Raw genomic sequence first — 18327 nt, 5'->3', positions numbered from 1 at the left:
GACTGCGGGGCTCGCAAAACCGGCTCACTCCTCGCGCTCACAGCCACCTCTGTTCGCGACTGCGGGGCTCGCAAAACCGGCTCACTCCTCGCGCTCACAGCCACCTCTGTTCGCGACTGCGGGGCTCGCAAAACCGGCTCACTCCTCGCGCTCACGGTGGCCCCTCCCGCTGGACCACCAGCCCGTGCCCCGCGTCTCCCGCGGCCTCCACGTGCCGGTCCACCTCGGTGCCCAGGCTGCGCAGGATGTCCAGGATCAGCCCGACCACCACGAGATAGACGCCGATGTCGAAGAACAGCGACGTGACCAGGTAGAAGTCGCCGACCACGGGCAGCCACAGGTTGACCTTCACGCTCTGCAGCACCTGGCCGGTGAGCGCCAGGCCGAGCACGCCGCTGCCCACCGAGATGCCCAGACCCGCGCCGAGCACCGTTCCGGCCCCGACCGGCGCCGCCTCGGCCAGCTCGTACCGGCCGCCGGCCAGGTAACGCAGGGCCAGCGCCAGCCCGGCCACGAGCCCGCCGGCGAAACCGCCGCCGGGCGCGTTGTGCCCGGAGAACAGCAGGAAGAACGAGAAGATCAGTACGGTGTGGAAGATCAGCCGGGTGACCACCTCGAACACGATCGAGCGCCGCCGTTCCGGCAGCGTCTGCCCGCCGCGCAGCCACACCGTGCGCCGGTCCCCGGCGCGCAGCGCGGCCGGTGGCGGGCGACGAGGGCGCGGCCCGGTGCGGGAACGCTCGTAGATCAGGCTGGCCACACCGGTCGCGGTCACCACGAGCACCGAGATCTCCCCCATGGTGTCCCAGGCGCGGATGTCGACGAGCGTCACGTTCACGACGTTGCGGCCGTACCCCTGCGTGAGGGCGAGATCCGGGAAGGCCGCGGAGATCGACGGCGCGCGCCGCGCCCCGGCCGCGACGAGCGCCAGCCCGGCCATCACCACACCGGCGGCGATCCCGATCCCGCGCCGTACCCAGCGGCTGCGGCGCAGCGGACGGGCCGAGAAGCGCGCCGGCAGCCGCCGCAGCACCAGCACGAACACCGCGATCGTGGCGGTCTCCACCAGGAACTGGGTGAGCGCCACGTCCGGGGCGCCGTAGAGGACGAACATCATCGCGGTGCCGTAGCCGGTCACGCCGACGAGCAGCATCGCGGTGAGCCGGCGCCGCGCGCTCACCGCGAGCAGTGCGGCGACCGCGATCACCACGCAGACCACGAGCTGGGCCGGGTTGTCCCAGACCGCCAGATCGACCCGCCACGGCGCGGTGGCGATCATCGCCCCGCCAGGCACGAACACCAGCGCGAGCAGCACGGTGCCGAGGTACTGCGGCAGCGAGCCGCGCTGGGTGGCGCCGGTGACCTCGATGGCGAGCCGGTCGAAGGCGTGCGTCACCCACTCGTACCCCTGGTTGCCGCCCACCGGCGAACGCAGCCGGGCCAGCAGGGGCGCCAGCGGGCCGCGGACCAGGTGCAGCACCACGCCGCCGGCCAGCACGAGGGCGGACAGGCCGAGCGCCTCCGTCGGTCCGTGCCAGAGCGCCAGGCGCTCCTCGACCGGCCCGAACAGCTCGGCGTACGGCTCGAACAGGCCGCTCAGCCACCCGGCGGCCGGACCGGCGGCGAGCCCGGCCACGGCGAGCAGAGCCGGGGGTACGAACATCGCGGCGGGCGGCCGGGCCCACTCGGTGTCCGGCACACCGGGCCGGGTGCCGAACGCGCCCCAGAGGAACCGGATGCTGTACGCGACGGTGAGCGCGCTGCCGACCACCAGCACGATCAGGACCGGTGGATCACCGGTGAACGCGGCGAGCGCCGCCTCCTTCCCGACGAACCCGAGCAGCGGCGGCACCCCGGCCATCGAGGCGGCGGCCAGCGTGGCGACGGTGGCCAGCACCGGCGCGGCCCGGCCCAGCCCGGACAGATCCCGCAGGTCACGGGTGCCGGCCTCGTGGTCGAGGATGCCGACGACCAGGAACAGCGCCGCCTTGAACAGGGCGTGCGCCGCCAGCATCGCCACGCCGGCCAGCGCCGCCTTCGGCGTGCCCGCGCCGAACACCACTGTGAGCAGGCCGAGCTGGCTGACCGTGCCGTACGCCAGCAGCAACTTCAGGTCGACCTGCCGCAGCGCCGCCCACCCGCCGATGACGAGCGTGACCAGCCCGGCCACGACGGTGACCGGCCGCCACCCGCCGGCCGGGGCGAGCAGCGGGCCGAGCAGTCCGATGAGGAAGATGCCGGCCTTCACCATCGCCGCCGCGTGCAGGTACGCGCTCACCGGCGTCGGCGCGGCCATCGCCACCGGCAGCCAGGCGTTGAACGGGAACACGGCGGACTTCGCCAGCGCCCCGGCGAGGATGAGCAGCACCGCGACGGTGAGGTATCCCCCGCCGGGCAGCGGCGCCGCCGCCACCGCGGACCACCGGTAGCCGCCGGCGTGGTGGCCGAGCAGCAGGAACCCGACGAGCATGGCCAGCCCGCCCAGCGTGGTCACGGTGAGCGCCTGCGCGGCGGCCCACCGGCTGGACCGGCGCTCGGTGCTGTGCCCGATGAGCAGGTAGGAGAAGACGGTGGTCAGCTCCCAGAAGACGTAGAGCAGCAGCAGGTCGTCGGAGACGACGAGGCCGAGCATCGCCCCGGCGAAGGCGACCATGACGGCGGCGAACCGGGCCAGCCCGGTCGACCCGGGCGGGAAGTAGCGGGCGGAGTAGACCAGCACCAGCGCGCCGACGCCGCCGACGAGCAGCAACATCAGCCAGGACAGCGTGGTGACCCGCAGCGCCACGTCGAGCTGCAACTGCGAGATCCACGGGTACGTCTCGACCACCGCGCCGCCGTCGCGTACCGCTCCGGTGTGCGCCGCCGCCCACACCGCTGTGGCGGCCGGGGCGAGCGCGAGCAGCAGGCAGGCGCGCGGACCCCACCGGCGGACCAGCGGCGGGGCGAGCAGCGCCGCCACCAGGTGCACGATCAGCAGGACGAGCACGCGTACTCCCGGTCGAGGTGACAGCGCGGGGACACGCTGGTGTCACGACCGATCACACGCCACAGCGGCACCGAACCGGGCCGTTTTCCCCAAAACCCACCCGTATCCCCCTCGCCCAGCCGCCCTCTCCGGCCCGCTGATCAAGGAGTTCGTGTCCGGGAGCACGCCTGATCCCGCCGCAAATTCCCTGGTCGCCGCGCGAGGGAAGGGCGGGGTGGGGTGCGGTCGTCAGGGGGCGGGGTTGGGGGTGGCCAGCTGGCGGGCGGCGCGGTCGACGGCGCGCTGGGCGGCGGCCAGGGAGCGCAGCGGCAGCCGGGCGTCGCGGCTCTCCCGCCGCTGGACGAAGTAGTGCACAGCGGCCCGGACCCGGGCCCGGTCGGCGGCGCTGGACCGGGCGGTGGCCAGGATCATCTCGCGCAGCCGTGCGGCCAGCTCCTCGGCCAGCTCCAGATCGGGGCCGCGCAGACCGGCGCGCAGCGCGGCCAGGCGACTGTCGACCTTACGGATGAGCACGTCGGTCCCCGGCCCCAGGACTCGTTCCTCGACGGTCATCCACGCCTCCACCCCACGCTGCATCGCGAGTGAAGTTACTTTATGTTGCTGCTCACAAGCAAGCAGTTAAGTAAGACTTAACGGAATAATCGCCCATTGCATTCTTCGCCCGCTGCGGGCGGGACGCAACGGTCCGGCGACGGGCCGGATGTCACACCCGCGCGGCAGGATGGGAGCGTGGCGGACGAGGTGACCCCGTCAGGCGGGTCAGACAGGTCAGGCGGGTCAGACAGGTCAGGCGGGTCAGACAGGTCGAGCGGGTCAAGCGGGTCAGGCAGGTCGAGCGGGTCGGGCGGCGTGCTGGCGGAGTTCGGCGCGGCGACCCGGGAGTGGTTCACCGCGGCCTTCGCCGCGCCCACCCCGGCCCAGGAGGGCGCCTGGCGTTCGGTGGCCGCCGCACGCAACGCGCTGGTGGTCGCGCCGACCGGCTCGGGCAAGACGCTCGCGGCGTTCCTCTGGTCGCTCGACCGGCTCGCCAAGGAGTCGCCGCCGGCCGATCCCCGGCGCCGCTGCCGGGTGCTCTACGTCAGCCCTCTCAAGGCGCTCGCCGTGGACGTGGAACGCAACCTGCGCGCCCCGCTCACCGGCATCCGCCACGCCGCCTCCCGGCTCGGTCTGGTCCCGCCGGACATCACCGTCGGGATGCGTACCGGCGACACCCCGGCCGACGAGCGCCGGGCCTTCGCCCGCACCCCGCCGGACATCCTCATCACCACGCCCGAGTCGCTGTTCCTGCTGCTCACCTCCGCCGCCCGCGACTCGCTGCGCGGCGTCGACACGGTGATCGTGGACGAGGTGCACGCGGTCGCCGGCACCAAGCGCGGCGCCCACCTGGCGCTGTCCCTGGAACGGCTCGACGCGCTGCTGGACCGGCCCGCGCAACGGATCGGCCTGTCCGCCACCGTCCGGCCGATCGACGTGTGCGCCCGCTTCCTCGGCGGCGCGCGCCCGGTCGACGTGGTGCAACCACCGGCCGACAAGACCATCGAGGTCAGCGTCCAGGTCCCGGTGGAGGACATGACCCGCCTCGACGAGCAGGAGCCGCCCGAGGACGACCTGGGCGGCCGCGCCCCCCGCCGCGCCTCGATCTGGCCGGCCGTCGAGGAGCGGGTGTTCGCGCTGATTCGCGCGCACCGGTCCACGATCGTGTTCACCAACTCCCGGCGCGGCGCCGAACGCCTCTGCGCGCGGCTCAACGAGCTGGCCGCCGAGGAGATCGAGGCGGCGTCCGCCCAGGAGGGCAGCCGCGTGGCCCGGGGCGGAGAGCCGGTGCGCGTATCCGATCTGCTGCCCGGCGCCGACGGCCCGCCGCCCGCCGCCGGGTCCGGGCCGGTGCGGACGCCGCGGCTGCCGGCGGAGGTGATGGCGCAGGCCGGCGCGGCGGCCGGTGCGCCGGCGGTGATCGCCCGGGCGCACCACGGCAGCGTCTCCCGGGAGGAGCGCAAGCAGATCGAGGAGGCACTCAAATCCGGTCGGCTGCCCGCCGTGGTCGCCACGTCCAGCCTGGAGCTGGGCATCGACATGGGCGCCGTCGACCTGGTGGTGCAGATCGAGGCGCCGCCGAGCGTGGCGGCCGGGCTGCAACGGGTCGGGCGGGCCGGGCACCAGGTGGGCGCTGTCTCACGTGGCGTCGTCTTCCCCAAGCACCGGGGCGACCTGCTCTCCTGCACGGTGGTGGCCGAGCGGATGGGCGCCGGGGCGATCGAGGAGCTGCACTACCCGCGCAACCCGCTCGACGTGCTGGCACAGCAGATCGTCGCGATGGTGGCGCTGGAGCCGTGGCCGCTCGGCGACCTGGCCGTGCTGGTCCGCCGGGCGGCGCCGTTCGCGGAGCTGCCCGACTCGGCGCTGCACGCGGTGCTCGACATGCTCTCCGGCCGCTACCCGTCCACCGCGTTCGCCGAGCTGCGTCCCCGGCTGGTCTGGGACCGCGCCACCGACGTGCTGACCGGCCGGCCCGGCGCCCAGCGGCTCGCCGTGACCAGCGGCGGCACCATCCCCGACCGGGGCCTGTTCGGCGTGTTCCTGGCCGGTGCCGAGCGGGCGGCCCGGGTCGGCGAGCTGGACGAGGAGATGGTCTACGAGTCCCGGGTGGGCGACGTGTTCCTGCTCGGCTCGTCGTCCTGGCGGATCGAGGAGATCACCCCCGACCGGGTGCTGGTCTCCCCCGCGCCCGGGCAGGCGGCCCGGATGCCGTTCTGGAAGGGCGACCAGCTCGGCCGCCCGGTCGAGCTGGGCCGGGCGATCGGCGCCCGGGTCCGGGCGCTGCTGCGGCAGTCCGACGCGGACGCGGTGGCGGCGCTGCGCGCCGGTGGGCTCGACGACTGGGCCGCCGGCAACCTGATGAACTACCTGCGCGAGCAGAAGGCGGCCACCCGGTCGCTGCCGGACGACCGGACCGTGGTGGTCGAGCGGTTCCGCGACGAGCTCGGCGACTGGCGGCTCGCCGTGCACTCGGTGCTGGGCGCGCGCGTCAACGGGCCGTGGGCGCTGGCGATCGGCCGCCGGCTGGCCGAGCGGTACGGCGTGGACGCCCAGGTCATGCCCTCCGACGACGGCATCGTGGTGCGCCTGCCGGACACCGCCGACACCCCGCCCGGCGCCGACGTGGTCGTCTTCGAGCCGGACGAGATCGCCCAGCTCGTCGAGGAGTCGGTGGGTACGTCGGCGCTGTTCGCGTCCCGGTTCCGCGAGTGCGCGGCCCGGTCGCTGCTGCTGCCCCGGCGTGACCCCCGGCGGCGGCAGCCGCTGTGGCAGCAACGCCAGCGCGCCGCGCAACTGCTCGACGTGGCCCGCGAGTACGCCGACTTCCCGGTCACGCTGGAGGCCGCCCGCGAGTGCCTCCAGGACGTGTTCGACCAGCCCGCCCTCGCGGGGCTGATGCGCGACCTGGCCGCCCGCAAGGTACGCCTGGTCGAGGTGGAGTCCGAGCGCCCGTCGCCGTTCGCGCGGTCGCTGCTGTTCGGGTACGTCGGCGCGTTCCTCTACGAGGGCGACGCGCCACTGGCCGAGCGGCGGGCCGCCGCGCTGGCGCTCGACTCCGGGCTGCTCGGCGAGCTGCTCGGCCGCGTCGACCTGCGGGAGCTGCTCGATCCGGCGGTGCTCACCGAGACCGCGCGCCAACTGCGCTGGCTCACCGAGCAGCGGCGGCCCCGCGACCCGGAGGACGTGGTCGAGCTGCTGCGCGTGGTCGGCGACCTGAGCGGCGCCGAGCTGGCCGAGCGCGGCGTGCCGGAGTCGTGGACCGGCGAGCTGGCGGCGGCCCGGCGGGTGCTGCGCGTCCGCATCGCCGGGGAGGACCGCTGGGTGGTGGTCGAGGACGCCGCCCGGCTGCGCGACGCGCTCGGGGTGGCGCTGCCCGTCGGGGTCGCCGAGGCCTACCTGGCGCCGGTGGCCGATCCGCTCGCCGACCTGGTCGCCCGGTACGCCCGCACGCACGGCCCGTTCGCGGCGGCCACCTGCGCGGCCCGGTTCGGGCTCGGCGTGTTCGTGGTGGAGCAGGCGCTGCGCCGGCTCGCCGCGACCGGCCGGGTGGTCTCCGGCGAGTTCGCCCCGGACACGGTGGGCACGCAGTGGTGCGACGCCGAGGTGCTGCGCCTGCTGCGCCGTCGCTCGCTCGCGGCACTGCGGCGGGAGATCGAGCCGGTGCCGCCGCGCGCGCTCGCCGCGTTCCTGCCGCGCTGGCAGCAGGTCGGATCGTCGGCCCGGGGCGTCGAGGCGGTCGCCGCCGCCGTGGAGCAGTTGCAGGGCGTGAGCGTGCCCGCGTCCGCGCTGGAACGCCTGGTGCTGCCCGCCCGGGTGGCCGACTACTCCCCCGCCCAGCTCGACGAGCTGTGCGCCGGCGGCGAGGTGGTGTGGGCCGGCGCGGGCGCGATCTCCGGCGGGGACGGGTGGGTGACACTCGCGTACGCCGACGTCGCGCCGCTGCTGCTCCCGCCGCCGGACGAGGCGCTGACGCTCACCCCGCTGCACGAGTCGGTGCTCGACGCGCTCGCCGACGGGCAGGCGCTGTTCTTCCGCTCGCTGTCCGACCGGGTCGGCGCCACCGACGACGCCGCACTGTCCGGCGCGGTGTGGGATCTGGTGTGGGCCGGTCACCTCACCAACGACACCCTCGCGCCGCTGCGGGCCACGCTCGGCGCGGGCGGGGCGCACCGCTCCCGGCCGTCGGCGCCGCGCACCCGCTTCCGCCGTCCCGGCCGGGTCGCGCTGCCCAGCCGCAGCGGTCCGCCCACGATGGCCGGTCGCTGGTCCCGGCTGCCCGAACGCGACCTCGACCCCACCCGCCGCGCCGCCGCGCTGGCCGACCTGCTGCTGGAGCGGCACGGTGTGGTGACCCGGGGCGCGGTCATGGCCGAGCAGGTCACCGGCGGATTCGCCGGGGTCTACCCGGTGCTGTCCGCGATGGAGGAACGCGGGGCGGCCCGGCGCGGCTACTTCGTGGAAGGGCTCGGCGCGGCCCAGTTCGCGGTGCCCGGCGCGGTGGACCGCATCCGGGCGCTCGCCGACGACACCCAGGGCCGGGGCGGGCCGACAGTGGTGCTCGCGGCCACCGACCCGGCGAACCCGTACGGCGCGGCGCTGCCCTGGCCCGAACGCGTTGTCGACTCCGGCGGCGGCGCGGCACCCGCCACCGGCCACCGGGCCGGGCGCAAGGCGGGCGCGCTTGTCGTGCTGGTCGGCGGCGATCTGGTGCTCTATGTGGAGCGGGGCGGCCGGACGATCCTGTCGTTCACCGACGACACCGACACGCTCGGCGCGGCCGGCAAGGCGCTCGCCGACGCGGTGCACTCCGGTGCGCTCGGTGCGATCTCGGTGGAACGCGCCGACGGCGAGGCCGTGCACGCTTCCCCGCTGCACGACGCGCTGACCGCCGCCGGTTTCCGCGCCACCCCGCGCGGCCTGCGCCTACGCGGCTGACCGCCCGCTGTGCCGGTTAGGGTGTGCCGGACGCGAGCGGGAGGAGGGCCGGTGGCCGCGATCCGGGTGCACCAGGCGCGCGACGGGGACCGTGCGGCACTGACGGCGTTGCACGAGCGGGAGTGGGGCGGCCCTCTCGTGGTGGTCCACGACACCCGCTACGACCTGCGTGACCTGCCCACGCTGGTGGCGGTCGACGACAGCGGCGCGTTCGCCGGGGCGCTGGCGTACCGGGTCGACGCCGACGGGCTGGAAGTGGTGAGCCTGGCCGCCTCGGCACCCGGCAACGGCGCGGGCGGCGCCCTGCTGGCCGCCGCCGAGGAGGTGGCCCGGGCCGTCGGGGCGGACCGGATCTGGCTGGTCACCACGAACGACAACCTGGACGCGCTGCGCTTCTACCAGCGCCGAGGGCTACGCATCGTCGCCGTGGACGCGGGCGCGGCGGACCGGGCCCGCACGGTCAAGCCGACGATCCCGCACGTCGGCTCCGACGGCATCCCGCTGCACGACGAGCTGCGGCTGGCCCGGCACCTGACCAGGGCGGGCACCCAGTGAACGGCACCCCGCGGTGTGTCTCGCTGACCACCGACTACGGCCTGGCCGACGGGTTCGTGGCGGCGTGCCACGGGGTGCTGGCCCGGCTCGCCCCGGCGGTACGGGTGATCGACGTGACGCACCTGATCCCACCCGCCGACGTACGCCGGGGCGCGGCGGTGCTCGCGCAGACCGTGCCGTACCTGCCGTGGGGGGTGCACGTGGCAGTGGTCGACCCGGGCGTGGGCACCACGCGACGCGGGATCGCGCTCGCCGCGCCCGGCGGGCTGCTCGTCGGGCCGGACAACGGGCTGCTGATCCCGGCCGCCGAGGCGCTGGGCGGGGTCGTCGCCGCGGTGGAGCTGACCAACCCGGCCTGGCTCGGCCCGGTCGTCTCCCGCACGTTCCACGGGCGTGACGTGTTCGCGCCGGTGGCAGCCCGGCTGGCGCTCGGCGCGCCAGTGGCCGAGGCCGGGCCGGCGGTGGACCCGGGCACGCTGGTCCGGCTGCCGGAACCGGTGGTGCACGCGGCGGACGGCGTGCTGCGCGCCGAGGTGCTGACCGTCGACCACTTCGGCAACGTCCAGCTCGCCGCGCCCGGCCCACTGCTCGACGGGCTGCCGTCCCGGGTGCTGGTGAACGGCCACGAGGCGGTCCACGGCCGCACGTTCGGCGACGCGCCGCAGGGCGTCTTGGTGGTCTACGTCGACTCCGCCGCCCAGGTCGCCGTCGCGGTGAACACCGGCCGGGCCGCCGACACCCTGAACACCGCCCCGGGCGACCTGGTCACCATCACCACCCCCTGACCCCGCCCTCCCCCTCCCCCCTCCCCCCCGGTCCCGCGATCTTGCGGTTGCTGCCCCGGCACATCCGGCGAAAGCCCCACCGGGCGGGCCGAAAGTGCAAGATCAGCGGGAGGCGGGAGGCGAGAGGCGAGGGGGTGACGGGCGGGGGTCAGCAGCGGGGGACGGTGGCGCCGTAGATCGAGGACAGGTACGCGTGGCTGACGTAGGTGCCGTCCACCAGGCGGTACCACCTCGTCGTGGTGCGGTACGTGCCGGCGACGCGCTGCCCGGTGACGTAGCACCGCACCGGCACGTGGGCGTGCGTGGCGGCCAGGCCACGGCTCGCGTACGAGGTGCTCGCCCCGGTGCGCAGGTTCAGCGGCCCGGAGCCGACGATCGCCCGCGCCCCGCCGCCGGTCCACAGCAGCGTCACGTCCACCCAGGCGTTGTCGGTGAGCCGCAGCCCGTCCCAGAACGTCCCGTCGGCGAGGTCCAGCCCTGCCGGGTTGCGCACGGTACGTCCGAACTGGTCGCGCCCTCCGTTGTAGCCGTTCTGGTACGCCGCCTGCGCCTCCGGCAATCCGCGTGGCAGGTCCGTCCAGTTCTCCCGGACCGACGCCGGGTTCCACCAGTCGTCCCTGGTGTTCCACGGGCCGACGTCCCACACCGGTGCGTACTCGCAACGGCTGCCGCTCGTCGTGCAGACCTTGACCGTGTAGTCACCAGTGTCGCGCGGGGACAGGCCGCGCCGGGTGGGCAGCGCCGCGAAGTGGTCCCGGGTGCCCACGGTGTGCCCGTTGGCGGTGGTGCCGCCGACCAGGCCGATGCGGGTCGCGTACACCCGGTAGGTGAGCGCGGCGGCCGGCTGGACCGCTGTGGTGGTGACCCGGTCGGCGGCCAGGGTCAGGCCGGTCACGGTGGCCTCCGACGCGGCGTCGCGGGTGGTCAGCACGACGCGCGCCTGGACCCGGCTGACCGGCTGGTCGAAGACCGCGTCGGCGCCGTCGCGCCACTCGGTCCAGCCACGGGCACGCCAGCCGCGTACCTGGGCCACCGCCGTACCCCCGTCGCCGGTGCGGGCGGCGAGCTGCGCGCGTACCCGGGTCGCGGGTTTCCGCAGGGCGCGCGGCGCGGAGAGCAGGATGCCCTCGGCCACCGGTCCGCCCACGGCGGCCGGGCGGGTCCGGACGGCGGGTCGGGGGTCGGCCAGCCCCAGGCGGCCGGACCGCCAGGCGACGTTGACGTCGTCGCCGCCGGCCACGGCGAGGTCGACGGACCAGCGTTCGGGACCGGCGGCGCGGGCCGGTGCGGCGGTGGGTGAGGGCGCGGCGGGCGCGGGCGTGCCGGGCAGTCCGGCGGCCACGGTGAGCAGTGCGGTCAGGGCGACGACGGTACGACGTCGTGAGTGAGCCATCAGCATTCTCCTCAGAACCCCCTGATCGTTGCGTTTCCATAGATCATGTGGAACCTCAGTACAAATGGCGACACATGCGAGTTCTGCTCGACCGGGGGACAATGGCCGGGTGCCCGAAGGCGACACCGTCTGGAACACCGCGCGCGTGCTGCAACGCGCGCTGGCCGGGGCCCGGCTCACCGGGTCCGACTTCCGCGTGCCGCAGCTCGCCGCCACCGACCTGACCGGCTGGACCGTGCGGGAGTCGGCGAGCCGGGGCAAGCACCTGCTGCTGCGCCTGGCCGACCCCGACGCCCGGCAGTGGACGCTGCACTCGCACCTGCGGATGGACGGCGCCTGGCGGGCGTACGCCCCGGGTGAGCGCTGGACCGCGCGGCCGGCGCACCTGATCCGGGTGGTGCTCCGCTCCCCCGCCGCGGTCGCTGTCGGCTACCACCTGCACGAGGTGGCGCTGGTGCCGACCGCCGAGGAGGAGTCGCTCGTCGGCCACCTGGGCCCGGACCTGCTCGGCCCGGACTGGGACGCCGACGAGGCGGTACGCCGGCTCGCCGCCGACCCGGACCGCACCGTCGGCGAGGCGCTGCTCGACCAGCGCAACCTGGCCGGGGTGGGCAACCTCTACAAGTGCGAGGTGCTGTTCCTGCGCGGCGTGTCGCCGTGGACGCCGGTCGGCGCGGTGCCGGACCTGCCCGCCACAGTGGCGCTGGCCCAGCGGCTGCTCGCGGCCAACCGGGGCCGGTGGACGCAGAGCACCACAGGCGTGTTGCACCGCGGCGGCACCAGCTACGTCTACGGTCGCCGGGCCCAGCCCTGCCGCCGCTGCGGGACCGCCATCCGCAAGGAGGAGCTGGGCGAACGGGTCACCTACTGGTGTCCGGCCTGCCAGCCCGGCGTGGAACTTCCACGAAACGCCGAAGATCAGTCGAGATAGGGACGATTGGGCAATTCCCCCTCGCCCTTCCGACGTCGCATGCTGCGGTGGACCGCTCACGGATCGTCAGCAGCGCGCACGCCCGCCACGCCGGGGTGTCGGCCGGCGCGCCCCGACCCCGGGGAGAGCCATGGTGCTGTTCCGCCGCAGCCGGCCCGGACGTCCGGACCACGCCGCCGTCGTCGCCGAGGAGACCGCGCCGCCCGGTTCCGTCGCGCCCACCGTTCCGGCCGCTCGCGGGCACGACGAGGAACCGGCCGACGGCCCGGCGCCGGCGAGCCTGGACCCGGCCGCCGTCCCGCGCCTGTTCGGCCCGGTGCCGAACACCGCCGCCAGCCCGCTGCCCACGCTCGACCCGGACGGCCGTGCGGTGCCCGGCACCGGCCTCCGCAAGTTCGTCGACCCGCTGCCGCTACCAGGGCAGCCGGCCACCGCCGGGCTCGGTGCCCGCCTGCCGGTCGCCGTCCCCGACACCATCACCTGGCCGGGCTGCGACTACTACGAGATCGGCCTCCAGGAGTACGCGCAGCGCCTGCACCGCGACCTGCCGGCCACCCGGCTGCGCGGCTACCGGCAGCTCAACCTGGGCACCGACGCCTCCGGGCACAACACGGTCGGCCCGCCCGGCCGCCCCTGGCACCTCGGCCCGATGATCGTTGCCCGCCGGGGCCGCCCGGTGCGGATCAAGTTCATCAACCAGCTCCCCACCGGCCGGGCCGGCGAGCTGTTCCTGCCGGTCGACGAGACTGTCGACGGCGCCGGCGCCGGGCCGCTCGACGGGCCCGCGCCGTACCCGCAGAACCGGGCCGTGCCGCACCTGTCCGGCGCGCAGACCGGCTGGATCAGCGCCGGCAACCCGTGGCAGTGGGTGACCCCGGCCGGCGAGATCACCCCGTATCCGGTCGGTGTGGGCGTCACGCCGGTGCCGGACATGCCGCCGCCCGGAGCGGGGGCCACCACGCTGTACTTCCCGAACGAGCAGAGCGGCCGGCTGATGTGGCTGCACGACAACACGCTCGGCCTGTCCCGGCTCACCGTCTACTCCGGGCAGATCGCGCTCTACCTGCTCACCGACCCGGCCGAGGAACAGCTCGTCGAGGACGGCGTGCTGCCCGCCGACCAGTTCCCGCTGGTGATCGAGGACAAGACGTTCGTACCCGACGACGCGCAGCTCGCCGCCCAGGACCCCACCTGGGACCGGGACCGCTGGGGCGCCAAGGGCAGCCTCTGGCACCCGCACGTCTACCAGCCCCGGCAGAACCCGTACCGGCTCACCGGCACCAACCCGACCGGGCGCTGGGACTACGGGCCGTGGACCCACGACCCGGACGGCGGCGCCAGCCCGTGGGTCGCGCCGGTGCCGAACCCGCACCACGACCCCGACGCCGACACCGACGAGCCGCCGCTGGTGCCGGGCGTGCCGCACCCGTCGGCCGTCCCCGAGGCGTACGGCGACACACCGCTCGTCAACGGCGTGGCCTATCCGTACCTGGAGGTCGCGCCGCGCGCGTACCGGTTCCGGATCCTCAACGCCTGCGCGGACCGGGCGCTCAACCTCCAGCTCTACCGGGCCGCCTCGGACGCGCCGATGTGGGCGGACGACGGCACCCCCGGCGAGCTGGACGCCGGTGAGGTGCCGATGGTCGAGGCGATACGCGCGCCGGGACGGCCCGCCTACTGGCCGGCCGACGCACGCGACGGCGGCGTGCCCGACCCGGCCGCCGCCGGCCCCGGGATGATCCAGATCGGCAACGAGGGCGGCCTGCTCCCCGCCCCCGTCGTGCTGACCAACCGGCCGGTGGACTACCGGTACGACAGGCAGGACCCGACGGTGCTCAACGTGGACGGGCACGCGCTGCTGCTCGCCCCCGGCGAGCGGGCCGACGTGGTGATCGACTTCTCCACCGTGCCGCCGGGCAGCACGCTCATCCTCTACAACGACTGCCCCGCGCCGCTGCCCCGGTTCGATCCGCGCCACGACCACCACACCGGCGCGCCGGACCGGACCCCCGCCGGTGGCCTGCCGCCGACCCGGCCCGGGTACGGCCCGAACACCCGTACGCTGCTCCAGATCCGGGTCACCGGCAGCCCGGCCGAGCCGTACGACACGCGGCGGCTCGCCGACCGGCTCCCGGGTGCGTACGCGCGCAGCCAGCCGCCGCCGATCGTGCCGCAACCGGCGTACGACACCGCGATCGGCACCTCCACCCCGCGCCCGACGCTCGTCCCCGCGCGGGCCGCCTCGGTCACGTTCACGCCGGCCGGCGCGACCACCCCGGTCACGTTGCCGCTGGCGGTGAAGTCGGTCGGGCAGGTGTTCGAGCCCCGGCACGGGCGCGCGGTGGGACGGCTCGGGGTCGGCCACCCGGTCAGCGGGCCGCTCGCACCGGCCACCCTGCCGCTGGGCCCGGCCGACCCGGCCACCGAGGTGCTGCACGCCACCGACCCGGCAGTGGCGGTCGGTGCGCCCGGCGACGGCACGCAGCTCTGGCGGATCGTGGGGGACGCCCCGCGTACCCATCCGGTGCACATCGAGGGCTGCGACGTACAGGTGGTCAACCGGGTCGGCTGGGACGGCACGGTCCGCCCGCCGGACCCCGGCGAGCTGGGCTGGAAGGACACCGTCCGGGTCAACCCCCGGGAGGACGTCGTGGTGGCGCTGCGTCCCGTACCGCCCGCCCTGCCGTTCAAGATCGGCGACAGCGTACGGCTGCTCGACCCCACCCGCCCGGCCGGCGTACGGCTGGACGCCGGTCCGGTCAGCCCGGTCGACGGCCGCCCCGCGGTAGTGGTCAACCAGATGGTCAACCTCGGCTGGGAGTACCGCTGGCAGACCCGCTCGGCCGGACTGCGCGACCAGGGCATGAGCCGTCCGCTGGTCCTGCGCGTCGCACCCAGGGCGCCGACCGGGCTCGGCGCCACCCCCGCGCCCGGCGGCGCCACCGCGCTACCGGCCATCGCGCTGACCTGGACCGGCAACGGCAGCCGTCCCGTGCCCACCAGCCACCGGCTGCAACGCGCCACCGACAGCGCCTTCTCCACCGGGCTTACCCAGATCACCGTGGCCGCCACCGCCACGCGGTACACCGACGCCACAGTCACCCCGGGCGTCACCTACCACTACCGGATCCGGGCCGAGAACGCGGTGAGCTGCTCGTCCTGGTCGAACGCCACACCGGCGGCGGTGCACCTGGCCGCGCCGACCCGGCTGACCGCGGTGCTGCCGCCGAACGCGCCACTGCGGGTGGCGCTGCGCTGGGCCAACCACTCCTTCGCGACGGGGGTGGACGTGCAGCGGGCCACGAACCCGACGTTCACCAGCGGTCCGGGCACCACGGCCATCGCCGTGGGCGAGGCCCACGTGGACCCGGCAGTCGCACCGGACACCACGTACTACTACCGGGTACGCACGACGTACCTGGGCGCGGCCTCCCCCTGGTCGACGGTGGCCGCGGTGACCACCCCGGCGCGGCCGGCCGCACCGACCGGGGTGAGCGTCACCACGAGCGCGTCCGGGCCGGACACGGCCACCGTGACGGTGAGCTGGTCGGCGCAGACGCCGGCCGGACCGGGCGCCGGGTTCATCGTGCAGCGCGCCACCGACGCCGCCTTCACCCGCGAACCGGCGACGTTCCACGTCACCGGCCGTGGCTTCACGAACACCGGCCTGGCGCGCGGGGTCACCTACCACTACCGGGTACGCGCGACGAACGTCGTAGGCACCTCCCCCTGGACTCCCCCCACCCCCAAGACCACCCCCACCTGACTCCTCGCCCTCCCCCGGCCTCGACCGGGTGCCGAGACAGGCCCAGGCCGGTGATCATGGGGAGGGAAGCCGCAGCGGCGGGGTGGGAGCGCCCGGAGGGGACGGTCAGGGGGCGCGCAAGGGGGTGCGGAGTTCGGCCAGGGCGGAGGCTACGCCGTGCAACAGGTCGGTGGCCTCGGTCAGCCGCGCGGCGGCCGGGTGCGCGGTGTTCGGGCGGGCGTCCTCGGCGACGTAACCCGCCGCGGCCACCACCAGCCGCTCGTACGCGGCCACCCCGTCCTCCAACTGCGCCACCAGCGAGGCGTGCACCTCGTTCAACGGGCTCTGCGGCGTCAGCTTCGACGCGCGTTCCACGCCCGCCACCCGGTTCGCCAGCTCGCGCAGGGACCGGTCCGCCTCGGCCGCCTCCCGTACCGCCGGCTCGGCCAGCCCGGTCAGCCGCCCGGCCAGCCCGGCCAGGGTGAGCGCGGCCCGGTCCAGCCGGGCCCACGGCTCGGCCGCGGCGGTGCCGCGCAGCGCGAGGCGGGAACGGACCCGGCGAGCCTCGGCCAGGACGCCCGGCCCGACCGGGAGCCGCTCGACGGCGGCGACCAGCCGGGCCCGGGAGCGGGCGGCGGCCTCGGCCGGATCAAGGGCGGGTGGGGGCGGCACGGCGGCCAGCGCGCGGTGGTCGACCCAGCGCCAGGCGGCGACCGCGATCGCGCTGCCCGCGGCGCCGGCCCAGGCCGCGTCCGGCAGGCCCAGTCCGGCGTACGGGGTCAACACCGCGGCGGCGCCGCCGAGCCCTCCGGCCAGCACGCTCCACCGACGCGCCGAGTTACGCAGCCTGCGCAGCCTGCGGAAGTGCCGGGCCCGTTCGTCCGCCATCGTGTCCGCCCCTCCGTCAGCCGGTCGTGGTCTCCCCGGTGCCACGCTCCCGGCTCATGCTGGCCCGGATCTCGTCGAGCCGGGCGGTGGCGGCCGGGTCGGTCGGCTGCCCCACCGCTGGGGTCTCGTGCCGGGCACCGAGCTGCTCGCCGGCCATGCTCGACCGGATCTGCTCCAGTCTCGCCGATCCGGACGAGTCGAGGGTCGCCTTCTGAATCTCCAGCATCCGGCCCTCGACCGAGTTGCCGGCCAGTTCGGCCCGGCCCATGGCGGTGGCGTAGCGGCGCTCGATCCGATCGCGTACCTCGTCGAGTGACGGGGTGCTGGCGGGCGCGGTGAGCGACGACATCGACTCCAGCGAGCGGGCCACGCTCTCCTGCATCTTGGCCTGCTCCAGCTGGCTGAGCAGCTTGGTGCGCTCGGCCAGCTTCTGCTGGAGGATCATCGAGTTGTTCTCGACCGCCTTGCGTGCCTGCGCGGCGGCGCCCAGCGCCTGGTCGTGCAGCGTCTTCAGGTCCTCCAGCGCCTGCTCGGCGGAGACCAACTGGGTGGCGAGCATCTGGGCGGACTGCTCGTAGCGCCCCGCCTCGGTCTCGTCGCCCTTGCCGCGGGCCTGGTCGGCCAGCGCCAGCGCCTGCCGCGCGTTGCCCTGGAGCTGTTCCACCTCGGTCATCTGCCGGGACAGCTTCATCTCCAACTGGCGCTGGTTGCCGATCACCGCCGCCGCCTGCTGGACCAGCGCCTGGTGCTGGCGCTGCGCCTCCTCGACGGCCTGCTGGATCTGCACCTTCGGATCCGCGTGTTCGTCGATCTTCGCGCCGAAGAGCGCCATCAGGTACTTCCAACCCTTGACGAACGGGTTAGCCATCTCCGCCTCGTCCCCTCAGTAGCGTCGCGTCTACATCGTTCCAGCCGGACGCCACTCCGGCACCCGTACGCTCCTGATCAACAGTACGACGCGGACGCCAGCACTGCCCACGGCGCGGCAGCCGGGTCAGGCGGCGCAGACCACGTCCCGCTCGGCGGGGCGTACGCGGGTGCTGCGCAGCGTGGCCTTGAGCGGCGAGTCCTGCCGGACCTGGACGGCGACGGCGCCGTCGGTGACCTGCCGGACTCCACGGTTGGTGGCCTTGCGCACGGCGGACGGGGCCACCGCTGCCGGCTCGACCCGCTCGTCGGCCATCGGCACCAGCACGCCGGGCATCTGCTCGGCCAGGGCGACCGTGTCGCTCACCTCGCGCAGCAGCTCGGACAGGCGGGCGCCGAGCGCGTCGCAGATCGCCGCCAGCAGCTCGCTGGAGGGTTCCTTCTGGCCGCGTTCGATCTCGGAGAGGTAGCCGAGGCTGACGTTGGCGGCGGAGGAGACCTCGCGGAGGGTGCGGTGCTGTCCTTGCCTGCGTGCCCGCAGCGCGTCACCGATCACCCGGCGTAGCAGGACCATCGCACCTCCCCCTGAACGGGACCACCATCCCCGGCCGACCGCGTCGCGCCGGACGCGGCGGACCGCTCCGGCGCCGACGGCGACCGCCGGAGCCTTCCCGCAACCGTACCCGTTGGTCGCCACGACGACAT

Annotated in this window: 11 protein-coding genes; 5 read left to right on the top strand and 6 right to left on the bottom strand. The window is 75.2% G+C overall.

Annotation, left to right across the window (positions count from 1 at the left end; translation table 11 throughout):
- Positions 1–151: 151 nt before the first annotated feature.
- Both ACFYO8_RS18855 and ACFYO8_RS18850 read right to left on the bottom strand, forming a co-directional pair.
- Complete coding sequence (locus ACFYO8_RS18855) at positions 152–2986, bottom strand: Na+/H+ antiporter subunit A (RefSeq protein WP_357707729.1); 2835 nt, start codon at positions 2984–2986, stop codon at positions 152–154.
- Between the two features lie 228 nt (positions 2987–3214).
- Positions 3215–3538 (bottom strand): hypothetical protein, encoded by a 324-nt coding sequence (locus tag ACFYO8_RS18850; protein WP_354866002.1) that lies wholly within the window; start codon positions 3536–3538, stop codon positions 3215–3217.
- Between the two features lie 297 nt (positions 3539–3835).
- On the opposite strand from ACFYO8_RS18850, the gene ACFYO8_RS18845 reads away from it, so the two are divergent.
- From ACFYO8_RS18845 to ACFYO8_RS18835, 3 genes are read left to right on the top strand one after another with little or no spacing between them, the layout of a single operon-like run.
- Positions 3836–8458: a DEAD/DEAH box helicase gene (locus tag ACFYO8_RS18845; RefSeq protein WP_354865571.1), complete on the top strand. Its 4623-nt coding sequence runs from the start codon at positions 3836–3838 to the stop codon at positions 8456–8458.
- 51 nt (positions 8459–8509) lie between these two features.
- Complete coding sequence (locus ACFYO8_RS18840; protein WP_354865573.1) at positions 8510–9013, top strand: GNAT family N-acetyltransferase; 504 nt, start codon at positions 8510–8512, stop codon at positions 9011–9013.
- Positions 9010–9798 carry an SAM-dependent chlorinase/fluorinase gene (locus tag ACFYO8_RS18835; protein ID WP_354865575.1) on the top strand — a complete coding sequence of 263 codons (789 nt, stop codon included), beginning with the start codon at positions 9010–9012 and terminating at the stop codon, positions 9796–9798. The genes ACFYO8_RS18840 and ACFYO8_RS18835 overlap by 4 nt, the downstream gene beginning before the upstream one ends.
- A gap of 148 nt (positions 9799–9946) precedes the next feature.
- On the opposite strand, the gene ACFYO8_RS18830 is transcribed toward ACFYO8_RS18835, so the two are convergent.
- The gene (locus tag ACFYO8_RS18830) at positions 9947–11191 is read right to left on the bottom strand and encodes a hypothetical protein (RefSeq protein WP_354865577.1); all 1245 of its coding nucleotides are present in this window, start codon (positions 11189–11191) and stop codon (positions 9947–9949) included.
- Between the two features lie 109 nt (positions 11192–11300).
- Here ACFYO8_RS18830 and ACFYO8_RS18825 point away from each other — a divergent pair, with 109 nt between their 5' ends.
- Together ACFYO8_RS18825 and ACFYO8_RS18820 are read left to right on the top strand one after the other, a co-directional pair.
- Complete coding sequence (locus ACFYO8_RS18825; RefSeq protein WP_354865579.1) at positions 11301–12122, top strand: DNA-formamidopyrimidine glycosylase family protein; 822 nt, start codon at positions 11301–11303, stop codon at positions 12120–12122.
- 130 nt (positions 12123–12252) lie between these two features.
- Positions 12253–15888 (top strand): fibronectin type III domain-containing protein, encoded by a 3636-nt coding sequence (locus ACFYO8_RS18820; RefSeq protein ID WP_387257366.1) that lies wholly within the window; start codon positions 12253–12255, stop codon positions 15886–15888.
- Positions 15889–15993: 105 nt separating this feature from the next.
- Here the strand turns inward: ACFYO8_RS18820 and ACFYO8_RS18815 are convergent, their stop codons facing one another.
- From ACFYO8_RS18815 to ACFYO8_RS18805, 3 genes are all read right to left on the bottom strand, one after another.
- Complete coding sequence (locus ACFYO8_RS18815; protein ID WP_354865583.1) at positions 15994–16755, bottom strand: hypothetical protein; 762 nt, start codon at positions 16753–16755, stop codon at positions 15994–15996.
- Positions 16756–16771: 16 nt separating this feature from the next.
- The gene (locus ACFYO8_RS18810; RefSeq protein ID WP_354865585.1) at positions 16772–17623 is read right to left on the bottom strand and encodes a PspA/IM30 family protein; all 852 of its coding nucleotides are present in this window, start codon (positions 17621–17623) and stop codon (positions 16772–16774) included.
- A gap of 126 nt (positions 17624–17749) precedes the next feature.
- Positions 17750–18196: a helix-turn-helix transcriptional regulator gene (locus ACFYO8_RS18805; protein WP_354865587.1), complete on the bottom strand. Its 447-nt coding sequence runs from the start codon at positions 18194–18196 to the stop codon at positions 17750–17752.
- Between the last annotated feature and the right edge of the window lie 131 nt (positions 18197–18327).

It is taken from the genome of Micromonospora sp. NPDC005257, from assembly GCF_042872445.1.
GTDB lineage: Bacteria > Actinomycetota > Actinomycetes > Mycobacteriales > Micromonosporaceae > Micromonospora.
Note: the sequence above shows the minus strand (reverse complement) of the source record. Positions and strands in the feature narration are given on the sequence as shown.